This is a genomic window from Pseudomonas sp. 18173, from assembly GCF_050432945.1.
GTDB lineage: Bacteria > Pseudomonadota > Gammaproteobacteria > Pseudomonadales > Pseudomonadaceae > Aquipseudomonas.
Genome location: NZ_JBKFTN010000001.1, coordinates 320,927 through 335,477 on the forward strand (window position 1 = coordinate 320,927; position 14,551 = coordinate 335,477).

Genomic DNA, 14,551 nt, shown 5'->3' on the forward strand with positions numbered 1-14,551 from the left:
GCCGTACACAAAACTCATGTACACCGCTGAACCTGTGGGAGCTGGCTTGCCAGCGATGGCGGTTTGTCAGTCGCCGTAGATATCAGACTTGAAGTACTTCTCGGAAATCTTCTGGTACTCACCACTGGCACGAATGCCATCAATGGCCGTGTTCAGCTCGCTGACCAGTTCGGTGTTGCCCTTGCGCACGGCAATCCCGGCCCCCTCGCCCACATACTTCGGATCCTTGAGCTCCGGCCCGACAAAGGCATAACCCTGGCCACGCGGCATCGACAGGAAGTCATTGAGCGGAATGGTGTCGGCAAAAATCGCGTCGAGACGACCGGCCGCCAGGTCCATGTAGATTTCTTCGTTGTTGCTGTAGCGCTTGACGTTGATGCCCTTGGGCTCGAACACCTCGGTGGCGTAACGGTCAGTGGTGGTGGCGCGCTGCACGCCGACGGTCTTGCCCTTGAGGCTGGCGTACTGGTCATCCACCACCGCGCCGTCCTTCATGACCAGGCGCGACGAGGTGAAATAGTACTTGTGGGTGAAGTCCACCGACTTCTTGCGGTCTTCGTTGATGGTCATGGACGACAGCGCCATGTCGATTTTCTTCACCTTCAGGGAAGGAATCAGACCGTCGAACTCGCCTTCGACCCACACACACTTGGCCTTCATCTGCGCGCAGAGGGCGTTGCCGATGTCATAGTCGAAACCGACGATTTCGCCTTTGTCGGTTTTCGAGGCGAATGGTGGATAAGCAGCTTCGATGCCGATACGCAGGGTTTTCTCGGCGGCGAACACGCTGCTGCACGCCAACAGGCTCAGGGCCAGACCGGTGATGAGGGGGAACTTCTTCATGTTCGTTTTCTCGCGGGTTGTTGTTGGTTTGGCAAGAGAGAAGAAAAAGCTGAAACGGTGGAAACCTTTTTTGTACTTATAATTCCATACTGGACTTTTATGTATAAGTCGTCAATGAGGCAAATGCGGCCCGTACCGGCCGATGGTCGGGTGGTGTCTCAGGAGGTTATAGGGTGAACCAGATGGCCTCATCGCGGGCAAGCCCGCTCCCACAATGTCCAAGTCGTACACAAATTTTATGTACACCACCGGACCTGTGGGAGCGGGCTTGCCCGCGAAGACTGACTAAAGAACGCCGCAGGATCTACTGCTTCCAGCGATCCGCCGCCGCATGATCGCTGTCACGCCCCTCGACCCAACGCGGCCCGTCGCTGGTGTTTTCTTTCTTCCAGAACGGTGCACGGGTTTTCAGGTAATCCATGACAAAGGCGCAGGCGTCGAATGCCGCCTGGCGATGGGCGCTGGCCGCGCCGACGAAGACAATCGGTTCGCCCGGCTCCAGGGCGCCGATGCGGTGCAGCACTTCCAGCTTGAGCAACGGCCAGCGTTGTTCGGCCTCGATGGCGATCTTGCCAAGGGCTTTTTCGGTCATGCCCGGATAGTGCTCGAGGAACATCCCGGCCACGTCGAGGCCGTCATTGAAGTCGCGCACGTAGCCGACAAAACTCACCACCGCGCCGACGCCGACATTGGCGTCGTGCATGGCATTGACTTCGGCACCCGGGTCGAACGCGGTGGACTGCACGCGAATCGCCATGCCTCAGCCTCCGGTCACGGTCGGAAAGAACGCCACTTCATCGCCCTCGCTCACCGGCTCGTCGAGCTGGCAGAGGTCTTCATTGCGGGCGCACATCAGGTTTTGCTCGCTCAATACCTCGGCACCGTCACGCTGGACCAGCAGTGCACGGACATCGTCGACAGTGGCGAAATCGCCCTGGACCTTCACCGAGTCCAGCCCCAACGCTTCACGGTAACGGGCGAAAAACTTCACGGTCACGTTCATGGCTGTTCCGCCTGGAAATGTCCGCTCTTGCCGCCGACCTTCTCCAGCAGACGCACGCTTTCGATGGTCATGCCGCGGTCCACGGCCTTGCACATGTCATAGATGGTCAGCGCGGCGACGCTGGCAGCGGTCAGGGCTTCCATTTCGACACCGGTCTGCCCGGACAGCTTGCAGCGCGCCACGATACGCACCGAGTCGTCACCTTCGGCACTGAGCTCGACCTTGACGCCAGTCAGCATCAGCGGATGGCACAGGGGAATCAGGTCGCTGGTTTTCTTCGCCGCCTGGATGCCGGCAATGCGCGCCACGGCAAACACATCACCCTTGGGGTGACCGCCGCTGACGATCATCTGCAGGGTCTCGGGCAGCATGCGCACCAGCGCTTGGGCCGTCGCCTCACGGAATGTCACGGTTTTTTCAGTGACGTCGACCATGTTGGCGCGACCTTGGGAATCGAGATGAGTCAGCACGGGATTACTCCTGATCAGGAGCCTCGATTGTAAACCTGCGGGTCAATTTTTCGCACGCACGATTGTCGGCCCACCACAAACAATGTGGGAGCGGGCTTGCTCGCGAAAGCGGTATTCCAGTCACCACATACATCGACTGATCTACCGCTTTCGCGAGCAAGCCCGCTCCCACAGGTTTTTCATACTTCCACAAAAAACCGGGCGGCTGTGAGGCCGCCCGGTTCCGGTGGACAGTTACAGATGCGATTCGGCGTATTCGGCCAGGATCGAACGTGGCACTCCTTGCAGGGTGATGTGCACACCGTTCGGGAAGTCCTTGAAGCGTTCAGTGAGGTAGGTCAGCCCGGAGCTGGTCGCGGACAGGTAAGGGGTGTCGATCTGCGCCAGGTTGCCCAGGCACACCACTTTGGAACCGGCGCCGGCACGGGTGATGATGGTTTTCATCTGGTGCGGCGTGAGGTTCTGGCATTCGTCGATCAGGATCAGGCTCTGCTGGAAACTGCGGCCCCGGATGTAGTTGAGGGATTTGAACTGCAACGGCACTTTGCTGAGGATGTAGTCGACGCTGCCATGGGTGCTTTCGTCATCCATGTGCAAGGCTTCGAGGTTGTCGGTGATGGCGCCCAGCCACGGCTCCATTTTTTCCGCTTCGGTGCCGGGCAGGAAGCCGATTTCCTGGTCCAGGCCCTGCACGCTACGGGTGGCGATGATGCGCCGATAGCGCTTGCTGACCATGGTCTGCTCAATCGCGGCAGCCAGCGCCAGGATGGTTTTACCCGAGCCTGCTGCACCCGACAGGTTGACCAGGTGGATGTCCGGATCGAGCAAGGCGTATAACGCCAGGCTCTGATAGATATCCCGCGGCTTAAGGCCCCAGGCCTCCTGGTGCAGCAGCGGTTCCTGGTGCAGGTCGAGGATCAGCAAACGGTCTTCTTCAATCTCCTTGATCCAGCCGACAAAGCCTTGCTCATCAATGATGAATTCATTGATGTGCACCGCCGGCAGGTTGTCGATCAACTGCACCTGGTGCCAGGTGCGGCCATGGTCCTGACGGGTTTCGACCTTGCTCACGCGGTCCCAGAAAGAGCCGGTCATGTTGTGGTAGCCATTGGGCAGCAAGGACACGTCGTCGACCAGCTGGTCGGTGCTGTAGTCCTCGGCCGCGATCCCGCAGGCGCGCGCCTTGAGGCGCATGTTGATGTCTTTGGTGACCAGCACCACGGGCTTCTTCGGGTCGCGCGCGTGCAGGTCGATCAGTTGGTTGATGATTTTGTTGTCATTGAGGTGCTCGGGCAGAATCAGGTTCGGCTCGGCATTGCGACTCATCAGAATTGACAGCAAACCCTTGGGGCCGCTTTTGCCACGCTGGATCGGCACACCCTGCTCGACGTCCTCGGGTGAGGCATCGCCCAGGGTCTTGTCGATCAGCCGAATGGCCTGGCGGCATTCTGCGGCAACGCTGTGATGCCCGCTCTTGAGCTTGTCGAGCTCTTCAAGCACGGTCATCGGGATCGCGACGTGGTGTTCTTCGAAGTTGAGCAGCGCGTTTGGATCGTGAATCAATACGTTGGTATCGAGTACATAAAGGATTGGCTGGTTGGAAGAAGAGCTACGTCCGTGATCATCCATACTCGGTCACCTTTGTGGGAGCCAGTCGACGCAATACCCTGACGGTGCTGCGCCTCGAAGTGACTGCCGAATACACCTGCGGGGACTCAAGTGTTCTGCCTACATGCGGGGTCTTGGGAGACGCCACCTGTGTTGCAGGTTTCGGCGGTCTGTCTTCGTAATACTCCAAAACGTGTGACAGAAAAAAGTACTTTGACGCTTTTTTGAAGTTTATTTTTCAGAGTGACCAATAACACTTGGCGGACTGCCATCACCCGTTTAAAGTCGGAAGTCCACCTGCAACGAATTCCCCTCCAAAATCGCCATAAACCCAATGTTTACGGGCTTTCGCCGCTTTCAGCGAAACGCGTCCTGACAGTCTTCCCAGCCGATCCCGACTGGCGCCGTTTGCGTCACCAGCCACGGCAACGCCGTTTTCACGCCATCCTGCTTCGCATTGAAATTGATCACCCCATGCCGCCACAGCAGCATCAGGGTCAGCACCCGTTGCGCACTCTGGTTGCCCTTGAGTTTGCCGGCGCCGTCCTGGGCATCGATGTCCCATAGCGCTACCTGCAAACCCTGGGTCTTGAAGAAGCTTTCGGCATCGGAACGGCGCTGTCCGTCGGGGGGGCGGAACAGTGGCACGTAGTTCTCCGGCAGCTTGCTCTTGACCAGCTCGGCGCTGCGGCGCACCGAGTCCTGCCAGTCCTGCCAGTGGCTGTGGGAACGGAATTCCCAGCCCTGCACGCCGATGCACTGGGTCGAGTAGGTCGCTTGCAGGTTACTTACCGAATGCTCCGTCAAACGGGCCTGGATGTCCTTGCCGAGAACGAAGAACGTGCCGTTCATGTTCGACTTGCGCAGGTACTCGCTGACCCAGGCCGTATTGTCCGGCGCGGCGTTGGCAGCGCTGTCGAAGGTCAGCAGAAACAGCCGGTCATGCATTTGCTCGCCGGTGCGCTCATAGTCGCCAAAACGATCGACTTCGCTGCTGGTTTGCGGGAACAGCGCAGCCTTGCGCAACTGCTCGTCCAGGTACTGGGTGTGGAACGCACGGCCTGGGTCGGCCCACTTGATGTAGTAGCTGTCTGCACTGACCTGGAACTTGGCAGCTTGCTCGCGCAAGGTGGGCATGTCCTCGACCAGAAAACAGAAGGAAGCATCCTGGTCGCAACTCTGTTGGGCGTGGTTGTAGTTGCTCAGCAGCCGTTGCCACATGCGCTGGCGAACCCGGTTGACCGACTCCAGGTTGATCGTGCGCAGGCCCAGACGCTGGGCCAGGGCGGGTTCATCCAGCGACTCGCTGGCCAACAGCACACTGGAAAACATGAGGATCTCGGCCCTCGACGCCACGTCGAACAGCGTCGGGTTGCCAAGTTTTTCCGGCCAGGTGCTGCGATCAAGCGTCGCCACATCGCCCGGTGCCGCGAGGGCGCCGAAGCTCAGTAGCCAGATCGAAATAAGAAAAACACTGCGCAATGGGATGTCTCCATAACAAAACCCGCGCGGCACTATAGCTGATCCAGATACAACTCCCGCAGCAACAACGAACCATTGTGGGAGCGGGCTTGCTCGCGAATGCGGTATGACATTCACCGAAAATGTCGACTGATACACCGCATTCGCGAGCAAGCCCGCTCCCACAGGGTTTGGTCCAATCCCACCTCCCACCCCCCCCCCCCCTGTCTTTCCCCTCCCCCCCCCCCCCCTCCCTCCTCTCTTACCCCTCCCCCCCCCCCCCCTCCCTCCTCTCTTACCCCTCCCCCCCCCCCCCCTCCCTCCTCTCTTACCCCTCCCCCCCCCCCCCCTCCCCCCCCCCCCCCTCCCACAGGGTTTGGTGCAAGGCCACCGGCCATCACCTATGGACTTGATAGCTGGAGTCAACGCCGGCAACCCCCTAGAATCGCCGCCACGATTAAAGGAGACGACTTCATGCTGATGGTGATTTCACCCGCCAAGACCCTCGACTATGAAACACCGCCGGCGACCCAGCGCTTCACCCAGCCGCAGTACCTCGACCATTCCCAGGAATTGATCCTGCAATTGCGCGAGTTGTCCCCGGCGCAGATCAGCGAATTGATGCACGTTTCCGACAAGATCGGCGGGCTCAACGCCGCGCGTTTCGGCAGCTGGACGCCTGCGTTCACCCCGGAAAACGCCAAACAGGCGCTACTGGCTTTCAAGGGCGACGTGTACACCGGGCTGGATGCGCAAACCTTCAGCGAAGCCGATTTCGACTATGCCCAGCAACATTTGCGCATGTTGTCCGGCCTGTACGGACTGCTGCGCCCGCTGGACCTGATGCAACCCTATCGCCTGGAAATGGGTACCAGACTGGCCAACGCCCGGGGCAAGGACCTGTATGCCTTCTGGGGTACACGCATCAGCGAATGGCTGAACGAAGCCCTGGTCGATCAAGGCGATGAGGTGCTGCTCAACCTGGCGTCCAACGAGTACTTCTCGGCGGTCAAACGCAGTGCCTTGAACGCACGCATCGTCAATACCGAATTCAAGGACCTGAAGAACGGCCAGTACAAGATCATCAGCTTCTACGCGAAAAAGGCCCGCGGCATGATGAGCCGCTTCGTCATCGAAGAACGCATCAACGATCCGGCCGCCCTCAAGCAATTCGACGTTCAAGGCTATCGCTACAGCGCCGAACTATCCAAACCGGACAACCTGGTGTTCCTGCGCGATCACGCATCAGAGTGATGCATTCGGTCGGCGCACGACCTTCACAGCCCTCGTGCGTCGACCCTTGATCCACTTCAACCTTCCCTCGCCATTTCGCCATTTTCTTGGCGCCAAAAACACATCGCCCTGTTTTCTAACTTTAGTTTCACTCGACTTCAATCATTTTTTTGCGTAGTGGCACTGACTTTTTTTAACAGTAGTGGCAAAAAACTATCCGCTGCAATTATCCGCCTATATATAAAGGGCGAAACGGCAAGTGCTATCAATTTGAGAGCAGTGCCATCTTTCTCAATATTTCAAAAAATTTCAGTTTTCACGATGAGTGGACTGGAACTATGTCCAAACGTGCCGTTCATACCACCGGTAACGATTCTCGCCGAGCTTGTACGAGATAACTTACGCAGATAAGCGATTCGTGTAGCGAAGTTGTAATAATAACTTGTGCCGACTAATCACTGATTTGGACAACAGCGAGCGGACAGGAGATAACGCGATATGACTATCCCCTACAAGGCCAAGGCAGCGCCCCTACAAACGTGCTCACCCGAGCACCAAAGCGCCTGATTTACGGGCTTTCGGCCTGACATCAAGCGTGCAAGGCCTTTGCACCTGCACCTTTTGAAAAGAGGATCGGCTGCATAACAGGGCAATTCATAACAACAAGGCCTAGTTGCGCACACCTTGAGTGCATTTATTTAGACACTCGTAACTTATATGCCAGCACACGGCATCGTTGCGCCTGTACGGCGTACTTGCGAGTGCACTATCACCGCTGAACACCATTAACTCCGGCCATCTAATGGCTTGATCAATACAGAGGTAATTGCGATGCGCATCAGCATTTTCGGTTTGGGTTACGTTGGCGCAGTATGTGCCGGTTGCCTGTCTGCACGGGGTCATGACGTCGTTGGCGTCGATGTGGCCAAAGACAAGATCGACATGATCAATGCCGGCAAATCGCCGATTGTCGAACCTGGCCTGGGCGAACTTCTGGCCCAGGGCATCCAGACCGGTCGTCTGCGTGGCACCACCAACTTCGCCGAGGCGATTCGCGACACCGACCTGTCGATGATCTGCGTGGGCACGCCGAGCAAAAAGAACGGCGATCTGGAGTTGAACTACATCGAGGCAGTGTGCCGCGAAATCGGTTTCGTCCTGCGTGACAAGACCACCCGCCACACCATCGTCGTGCGCAGCACCGTGTTGCCGGGGACCGTCGCCAACGTGGTCATCCCGATTCTCGAAGATTGCTCCGGCAAGAAGGCCGGCGTTGATTTCGGCGTGGCCGTGAACCCTGAGTTCCTGCGCGAAAGCACCGCCATCGCCGACTACGACCAGCCGCCAATGACCGTCATCGGCGAGTTCGACAAAGCGTCCGGTGACGTTCTGCAATCGCTGTACGAAGAGCTCGACGCGCCGATCATCCGCAAGGACATCGCGGTCGCCGAGATGATCAAGTACACCTGCAACGTGTGGCACGCCACCAAGGTCACCTTCGCCAACGAAATCGGCAACATCGCCAAGGCAGTCGGTGTCGACGGTCGCGAAGTGATGGACGTGGTCTGCCAGGACAAGACCCTCAACCTGTCCCAGTACTACATGCGCCCGGGCTTCGCCTTCGGTGGCTCGTGCCTGCCAAAAGACGTGCGTGCCCTGACCTACCGCGCAGGTTCCCTGGACGTGGAAGCGCCGTTGCTCAACTCGCTGATGCGCAGCAACGAATCCCAGGTACAGAACGCATTCGACATCGTTTCCAGCCACGACAAACGCAAAGTCGCCCTGCTGGGCCTGAGCTTCAAGGCCGGCACCGACGACCTGCGCGAAAGCCCGCTGGTTGACCTGGCGGAAATGCTGATCGGCAAGGGTTATGACCTGAGCATCTACGACAGCAACGTCGAGTACGCCCGCGTTCACGGAGCCAACAAGGACTACATCGAGTCGAAGATCCCTCACGTCTCGTCCTTGCTCAATTCCGACTTCGACGCGGTGATCAACAACTCCGACGTGATCATCCTCGGCAACCGCGACGAGAAATTCCGCGCGCTGGTGCAGGAAGTTCCACACGGCAAGCAAGTGATCGACCTGGTCGGCTTCATGTCCAAGGCCACCAGCACCACTGGCCGCGCCGAAGGTATCTGCTGGTAAGGCAGCCGCAAGCTTCAAGCTCCAAGCCGCAAGTTCAAGGCTCCTCGCTTGGGGCTTGAAGCTTGGGGCTTGCAACTGACTTAAGGATTCCGATTATGCACAGGCTAAAACACGGCCTACTCCAGGCCGCCGGTTGGCTGTTCTACCTGAGTTTACTGATGGGCCTCGCCATGGCGTTGCCCGTGTCCACGTTCGACTCCGAGTCGAAGGACTTCATTTTCCTGATTGGCGCCGTGGGTATCTGGCGCTACTCGATGGGTGCCACTCACTTTGTGCGCGGCATGATTTTTCTGTACATCGTCTACCCGTACCTGCGGCGCAAAGTGCGCAAGCTGGGCAAAGCGGCTGACCCGTCCCACGTGTTCCTGATGGTCACCAGTTTCCGCATCGACGCCCTGACCACTGCGCAGGTCTACAGCTCGGTGATCCGCGAGGCCATCGACTGCGGCCTGCCGACCACCGTGGTCTGCTCCATCGTGGAAATGTCCGATGAGCTGCTGGTGAAGAGCCTGTGGAACCGGATGAACCCGCCGTCCCGGGTCAAGCTCGACTTCGTGCGCATTCCCGGCACCGGCAAACGCGACGGCCTGGCCTACGGCTTCCGCGCCATCTCCCGGCACCTGCCGGATGATCGCGCCGTGGTCGCGGTGATCGATGGCGACACCGTGCTGGCCGAAGGCGTGGTGCTCAAGACCGTGCCGTGGTTCCAGATGTTCGGCAACGTCGGTGGCCTGACCACCAACGAATTCTGCGAAGTGCGCGGCGGCTACATCATGAGCGAATGGCACAAGCTGCGTTTCGCCCAGCGCCACATCAACATGTGCTCGATGGCCCTGTCCAAGCGCGTGCTGACCATGACCGGCCGCATGTCGGTGTTCCGCGCTACCGTGGTCACCAACCCGGACTTCATCGCCGACGTGGAAAGCGACTCGCTGCAACATTGGCGCCTGGGTCGCTTCAAGTTCCTCACCGGCGATGACAAGTCGAGCTGGTTCAGCCTGATGCGCCTTGGCTACGACACGTTCTACGTACCCGACGCGGCGATCAACACCGTTGAACACCCGCCGGAAAAGAGCTTCATCAAGGCCAGCCGCAAACTGATGTTCCGCTGGTACGGCAACAACCTGCGGCAGAACTCCCGTGCCCTGGGCCTTGGGATCAAACGCCTCGGCGTGTTCACCTCGGTGGTGCTGTTCGACCAGCGCGTATCGATGTGGACCTCGCTGCTGGGCCTGACCGTGGCACTGATCGCCAGCTTCAAGTACGGCACCGCGTTCATCCTGGTGTACCTGCTGTGGATCGGCATCACCCGGTTCATCCTGACCTTGTTGCTGTCGTGCTCCGGACACCGGATCGGCCCGGCCTACCCGGCGATTCTCTATTACAACCAGATCGTCGGCGCGCTGGTGAAGATCTACGTGTTCTTCCGCCTCGACCAACAATCCTGGACTCGCCAGCCCACTTCCCTGACCCGTGATCTCGCCAGCTTTCAACGTTGGTTCAACACCTGGTCGTCTCGGACCATGACCTTCTCTGCCGGCAGCATCTTTGTCGCCGTGCTGCTGTTGATGGTCTGACCGCCCCCTTATTGAATTAACCAGGAAATCGCCTTTATGAATACCGCCGTCAACGCCAACGTAGTGCATGAATCCGAAGCCCAGCGCCAACACGCCCGAGTGAAAATCCCGGCCAAGTTGCGCTTCTTCGGCCCTGACCGGACACCGGTCGAAGCCCGGGTGATCGACCTGTCCGCTGGTGGCCTGGCCTTCAATGCCGGTCAACTGCCGCTCAAGACCGGCGACGTGTACAAGGCCCGCCTGCAATTTCTCATCGACAACCTCGGCCTGGCCATGGATGTGGAACTGCAGGTGCGTTCCTACGATCGCGATACCGGACGCGCCGGTTGCCAGTTCCAGAACCTGGAACCACGGGACATCTCGACCCTGCGCCACCTGATCACTTCGCACCTGGCCGGCGACATCGTCAGCGTGGGTGAAATGCTCGCGACCCTGCAGCGCGACAACTTCACCAAGGCGCGCAAGGTCAAGGACGGCGGCCATGGCATGACCGCGTTCGGGCGCATGAAAGCCGTGACCTTCAGCCTCGGGGTCTTCGTGGTTGGCCTGGCCGCGTTCGGTTTTGTTTTCAAATCGGTGTACGGCATGTACTTCGTCAGCCACGCCCAGGCCGGCCTGGTCAGTGTGCCTGGCGTGAATATCACCATGCCTCGCGACGGTACCGTGCAGAGCCTGATAAAAACCGACGGCGTGGCCGCCAAAGGTGCACCGCTGGCGACCTTCAGCACCAGCATGCTCGACGTGCTCAAGGGCCATCTGGACGAAGACCAACTGCAACCGGCCAAGGTTGAAGAGCTGTTCGGCAAACAAATGACCGGCACCCTGACCTCGCCTTGCGACTGCACCGTGGCCCAGCAAATGGTCGCCAACGGCCAGTACGCCAGCAAGGGTGACGTGATCTTCCAGCTGGTCCCGCGGGGCAGTGAAGCCAACGTCGAAGCGCGCTTCTCCTATCGCCAGTTCAGCGACGTGCGCCCGGGTACTTCGGTGCGCTTCCAGATCGCCGGCGAAGACCACTCTCGCACCGGCAAGATCGTCAGCAGCACCAGCCTGAAAAGCGCCGACCTGTCCTCCGACATCCGCGTGCTGATCCAGCCGGACGAAACCCTGGACAGCTCCCTCGCCGGTCGTCCGGTGGAAGTGAGCAGCGACCGTGGCCCGAACCTGAACTGGCTGATCGACAAAGCCATGGCTGTTGGTCTGTAACCGGAGGACATGCCTGTGACGACTCCACCTATCCTGAACACACCGCAGCCCCTGTGGGAGCGGGCTTGCTCGCGAATGCGTTCTGACATTCAACATCAGTGCCGACTGACACACCGCTTTCGCGAGCAAGCCCGCTCCCACATGGGGTCTCTGTGTGCCGTTGCATTGGCGGTAAGCCTTGCCGGTTGCGCCGGCCTGCCCGACCAGCGTCTGGCCAACGAAGCGCTCAAGCGCGGTGATACCGTCACCGCGGCGCAGAATTACCGGCAACTGGCAGACCTGGGCTACAGCGAAGCCCAGGTCGGTCTGGCCGACATCCAGGTCGACAGCCGTGACCCGGCGCAGATGAAACAGGCCGAGGCGACTTACCGCGCCGCGGCCAGCGTTTCGCCGCGCGCCCAGGCACGCCTCGGTCGTCTGCTGGTGGCCAAGCCCGGCTCCACCGAAGCCGAGCAGCACGAAGCCGAAACCCTGTTGAAAAAAGCCGCCGCCGCGGGCGAAGGCAACACGCTGATCCCGCTGGCGATGCTGTACCTGCAATACCCGCACAGCTTTCCCAACGTGAACGCGCAGCAGCAAATCAGCCAATGGCGCGCCGAGAACAAACCGGAAGCCGGCCTGGCGCAAGTGCTGCTCTATCGCACCCAGGGCACTTATGACCAACATCTGGATGATGTGGAAAAAATCTGCAAGGCCGCACTCAACACCAACGACATCTGCTACGTCGAACTGGCCACGGTCTATCAGAAACAGGCCAGGCCTGAGCAACAGGCCGAGCTGATCAAGCAGCTGCAAGCGGCTCACGCTCGCGGCAGCGTTTCGGCGCAGCGCGTCGACAGCGTCGCCCGTGTGCTCGCCGATTCGTCCCTGGGCAAGACCGACGAGAAAACCGCACAGTCGCTGCTCGAGCCGATCGCACCGGGCTACCCGGCCTCGTGGGTCTCCCTTGCGCAACTGCTCTACGACTTCCCCGAACTGGGCGACGTCGACCAGATGATGAAGTACCTGGACAACGGCCGCGCCGCCGACCAGCCCCGCGCCGAACTGTTGCTGGGCAAGCTCTACTACGAAGGCAAACTGGTGCCGGCTGATGCCAAGGTCGCCGAAGCGCACTTCCAGAAAGCCGTCGGCCGCGAAGTCGCCGCCGATTACTACCTCGGCCAGATCTATCGCCGTGGCTACCTGGGCAAGGTCTATCCGCAGAAAGCGCTCGACCATCTGTTGACCGCTGCGCGTAACGGCCAGAACAGCGCCGACTTCGCCATCGCCCAACTGTTTTCCCAAGGCAAGGGCACCAAGCCTGATCCGCTCAATGCCTATGTCTTCAGCCAACTGGCCCTGGCCCAGAACACGCCGCAAGCCACCGAGCTTGCGCAAACACTCCAAACGCAACTGCCGCCTGACCGGCTGGCCGAGGCCCAACGCCTGTTGAAACAAGAACAGGCCGTGCGCGGTGCCCTGAGCCCGAACACGCCGGAACTCAAAGCCCTGCAAGACGAAGACGGCGAGGAATCCCTATGAAGTTGAATCCATTCATGAAGGCCGGCATTGGCCTGACGTTCGCACTGATCTGGTCCTGCCCGACGCTTGCTGCGATGACTGAAACCAAGAACTTTGGCCTGGAAGTGAAAATCACCGGCCAATCCGAAGACGACAGTGATCTGGGCACCGCTCCTGGTGGCGACGTCAATGGCGTCGGCCTCGACCTGCGTCCGTGGGTCTATGGCGAAAGCGGCGCGTGGAGTGCCTACGCCATGGGTCAGGCGGTGACGTCCACCGACATCATCGAGACCGATACCCTGCAACAGTCCGACGGTACCCAGACCACCGACAACGGTGATCGCAAGGCCAAGAAAAACTACCTGGCCATGCGTGAGTTCTGGGTCGGCTACAGCGGCTTTACGCCCTACCCCGGCGAGATTCTCAAGTTCGGTCGCCAGCGCCTGCGCAACGACGACGGTCAATGGCGCGACACCAACATCGAAGCCCTGAACTGGACCTTCGACACCACCTTGTTGCGGGCCAACGTCGGTATCGCCGAACGCTTCAGCGAGTACCGCACCGACCTGACCGAACTGTCGCCCAAGGACAAGGATCGCCTGCACGCCTACGCCGATGCCGCCTATCAGTGGACGCCCGGCAACTGGGTCGGCATTCGCGGTCATCACACCCATGACAACGGCAAGCTCGACTTCCCGGAGCCAGGTGTACCGGCCGATTCGCTGGACAAGAAACAGAACGGCGACATCAGCTGGATCGGCCTGACCGCCGACAGTGATGCCTATAACTGGCGCAACACCAACACGGTCAACTACTGGGGCAGCATCACCGGCATGCGCGGCGACACCGATACGGTCAACCCACTGAACGCCAATGGCACGCCGCCGGCTGAAGCCAAGCGCGGTGAAGACCTCAACGGCTGGGCCACCGATGTCGGCGTGCGCCTGCGCCTCGATCCACAATGGCAAGTCGGTGCCGCCTATGCCCGCGCCAGCGCCGAGTACCAACAGAACGGCCTGGAAAGCAACCGCTCGAACTACACCGGCACCCGCTCGCGGGTGCACCGTTTCGGCGAAGCCTTCCGTGGCGAAATGAGCAACATGCAGACCGCCACGCTGTTCGGCTCGTGGATGCTCAACGACGAATACGACGCCAGCCTGATCTATCACAAATTCTGGCGCGTCGACGGCAACAAACCGATCGGCAACAACGGCATCAACGCCGTCGAGAACAACACCGACGACGTCACCGGCGCGATCCTCTCCAGTACTTCGCTGCCGCTGAACGATGGCGAGAAGGACCTCGGTCAGGAGATGGACCTGGTGGTCACCAAGTACTTCAAGCAAGGCCTGTTGCCGGCGGCGTTGAGCCAGTCCATCGATGAGCCTTCGGCCCTGGTGCGCTTCCGTGGCGGTGTGTTCAAGCCGGGCGATGCCTACGGCAGTCAGGTCGATTCGTACATGCACCGCGCGTTCATCGACGTGATCTGGCGCTTCTGATGC

At 59.8% G+C, this 14,551-nt stretch carries 12 protein-coding genes; 6 read left to right on the forward strand and 6 right to left on the reverse strand.

The annotated features are described in order from the left end of the window. Positions 1-66: 66 nt before the first annotated feature. The 6 genes from ACLD1X_RS01455 to ACLD1X_RS01480 form a co-directional block, all read right to left on the reverse strand. The gene (locus tag ACLD1X_RS01455; RefSeq protein ID WP_413425820.1) at positions 67-843 is read right to left on the reverse strand and encodes an ABC transporter substrate-binding protein; all 777 of its coding nucleotides are present in this window, start codon (positions 841-843) and stop codon (positions 67-69) included. Positions 844-1,147: 304 nt separating this feature from the next. Then, on the reverse strand, positions 1,148-1,600 hold the full coding sequence (moaE, locus tag ACLD1X_RS01460) for a molybdopterin synthase catalytic subunit MoaE (protein WP_007989960.1): 453 nt from the start codon (positions 1,598-1,600) through the stop codon (positions 1,148-1,150). Between the two features lie 3 nt (positions 1,601-1,603). After that, a complete protein-coding gene (locus tag ACLD1X_RS01465; protein ID WP_414874963.1) occupies positions 1,604-1,846 on the reverse strand; it encodes a MoaD/ThiS family protein in 243 nt (80 codons plus the stop codon). After that, complete coding sequence (gene moaC, locus ACLD1X_RS01470) at positions 1,843-2,316, reverse strand: cyclic pyranopterin monophosphate synthase MoaC (protein WP_429365820.1); 474 nt, start codon at positions 2,314-2,316, stop codon at positions 1,843-1,845. The genes ACLD1X_RS01465 and moaC overlap by 4 nt, the downstream gene beginning before the upstream one ends. Before the next feature lie 234 nt (positions 2,317-2,550). Further along, positions 2,551-3,945, reverse strand: coding sequence for a PhoH family protein (locus ACLD1X_RS01475; RefSeq protein WP_429365821.1), 1,395 nt, complete (start codon positions 3,943-3,945; stop codon positions 2,551-2,553). Positions 3,946-4,281: 336 nt separating this feature from the next. Next, positions 4,282-5,406 (reverse strand): polysaccharide deacetylase family protein, encoded by a 1,125-nt coding sequence (locus ACLD1X_RS01480; protein ID WP_429365822.1) that lies wholly within the window; start codon positions 5,404-5,406, stop codon positions 4,282-4,284. Between the two features lie 453 nt (positions 5,407-5,859). On the opposite strand from ACLD1X_RS01480, the gene yaaA reads away from it, so the two are divergent. From yaaA to ACLD1X_RS01510, 6 genes are all read left to right on the forward strand, one after another. After that, positions 5,860-6,639 carry a peroxide stress protein YaaA gene (gene yaaA / locus ACLD1X_RS01485; RefSeq protein ID WP_429365823.1) on the forward strand — a complete coding sequence of 260 codons (780 nt, stop codon included), beginning with the start codon at positions 5,860-5,862 and terminating at the stop codon, positions 6,637-6,639. Between the two features lie 810 nt (positions 6,640-7,449). After that, complete coding sequence (locus ACLD1X_RS01490) at positions 7,450-8,766, forward strand: nucleotide sugar dehydrogenase (RefSeq protein WP_102671021.1); 1,317 nt, start codon at positions 7,450-7,452, stop codon at positions 8,764-8,766. A 95-nt stretch (positions 8,767-8,861) separates the two neighbouring features. Continuing rightward, positions 8,862-10,343 carry a mannuronan synthase gene (alg8, locus tag ACLD1X_RS01495; protein ID WP_411736572.1) on the forward strand — a complete coding sequence of 494 codons (1,482 nt, stop codon included), beginning with the start codon at positions 8,862-8,864 and terminating at the stop codon, positions 10,341-10,343. 36 nt (positions 10,344-10,379) lie between these two features. Further along, on the forward strand, positions 10,380-11,549 hold the full coding sequence (locus ACLD1X_RS01500; RefSeq protein WP_429365824.1) for a PilZ domain-containing protein: 1,170 nt from the start codon (positions 10,380-10,382) through the stop codon (positions 11,547-11,549). A gap of 9 nt (positions 11,550-11,558) precedes the next feature. Beyond that, the gene (gene algK / locus ACLD1X_RS01505) at positions 11,559-13,070 is read left to right on the forward strand and encodes an alginate biosynthesis TPR repeat lipoprotein AlgK (RefSeq protein WP_429365825.1); all 1,512 of its coding nucleotides are present in this window, start codon (positions 11,559-11,561) and stop codon (positions 13,068-13,070) included. Then, complete coding sequence (locus ACLD1X_RS01510; protein WP_429365826.1) at positions 13,067-14,548, forward strand: alginate export family protein; 1,482 nt, start codon at positions 13,067-13,069, stop codon at positions 14,546-14,548. The genes algK and ACLD1X_RS01510 overlap by 4 nt, the downstream gene beginning before the upstream one ends. The last annotated feature ends 3 nt before the right edge of the window (positions 14,549-14,551 follow it).

Coding starts and splice junctions, on each gene's coding strand:
- ACLD1X_RS01455 (WP_413425820.1), bottom strand. CDS start 843: ATGAAGAAGTTCCCCCTCATCACCGGTCTGGCCCTGAGCCTGTTGGCG.
- moaE (WP_007989960.1), bottom strand. CDS start 1,600: ATGGCGATTCGCGTGCAGTCCACCGCGTTCGACCCGGGTGCCGAAGTC.
- ACLD1X_RS01465 (WP_414874963.1), bottom strand. CDS start 1,846: ATGAACGTGACCGTGAAGTTTTTCGCCCGTTACCGTGAAGCGTTGGGG.
- ACLD1X_RS01475 (WP_429365821.1), bottom strand. CDS start 3,945: ATGGATGATCACGGACGTAGCTCTTCTTCCAACCAGCCAATCCTTTAT.
- yaaA (WP_429365823.1), top strand. CDS start 5,860: ATGCTGATGGTGATTTCACCCGCCAAGACCCTCGACTATGAAACACCG.
- ACLD1X_RS01490 (WP_102671021.1), top strand. CDS start 7,450: ATGCGCATCAGCATTTTCGGTTTGGGTTACGTTGGCGCAGTATGTGCC.
- alg8 (WP_411736572.1), top strand. CDS start 8,862: ATGCACAGGCTAAAACACGGCCTACTCCAGGCCGCCGGTTGGCTGTTC.
- ACLD1X_RS01500 (WP_429365824.1), top strand. CDS start 10,380: ATGAATACCGCCGTCAACGCCAACGTAGTGCATGAATCCGAAGCCCAG.
- algK (WP_429365825.1), top strand. CDS start 11,559: ATGCCTGTGACGACTCCACCTATCCTGAACACACCGCAGCCCCTGTGG.
- ACLD1X_RS01510 (WP_429365826.1), top strand. CDS start 13,067: ATGAAGTTGAATCCATTCATGAAGGCCGGCATTGGCCTGACGTTCGCA.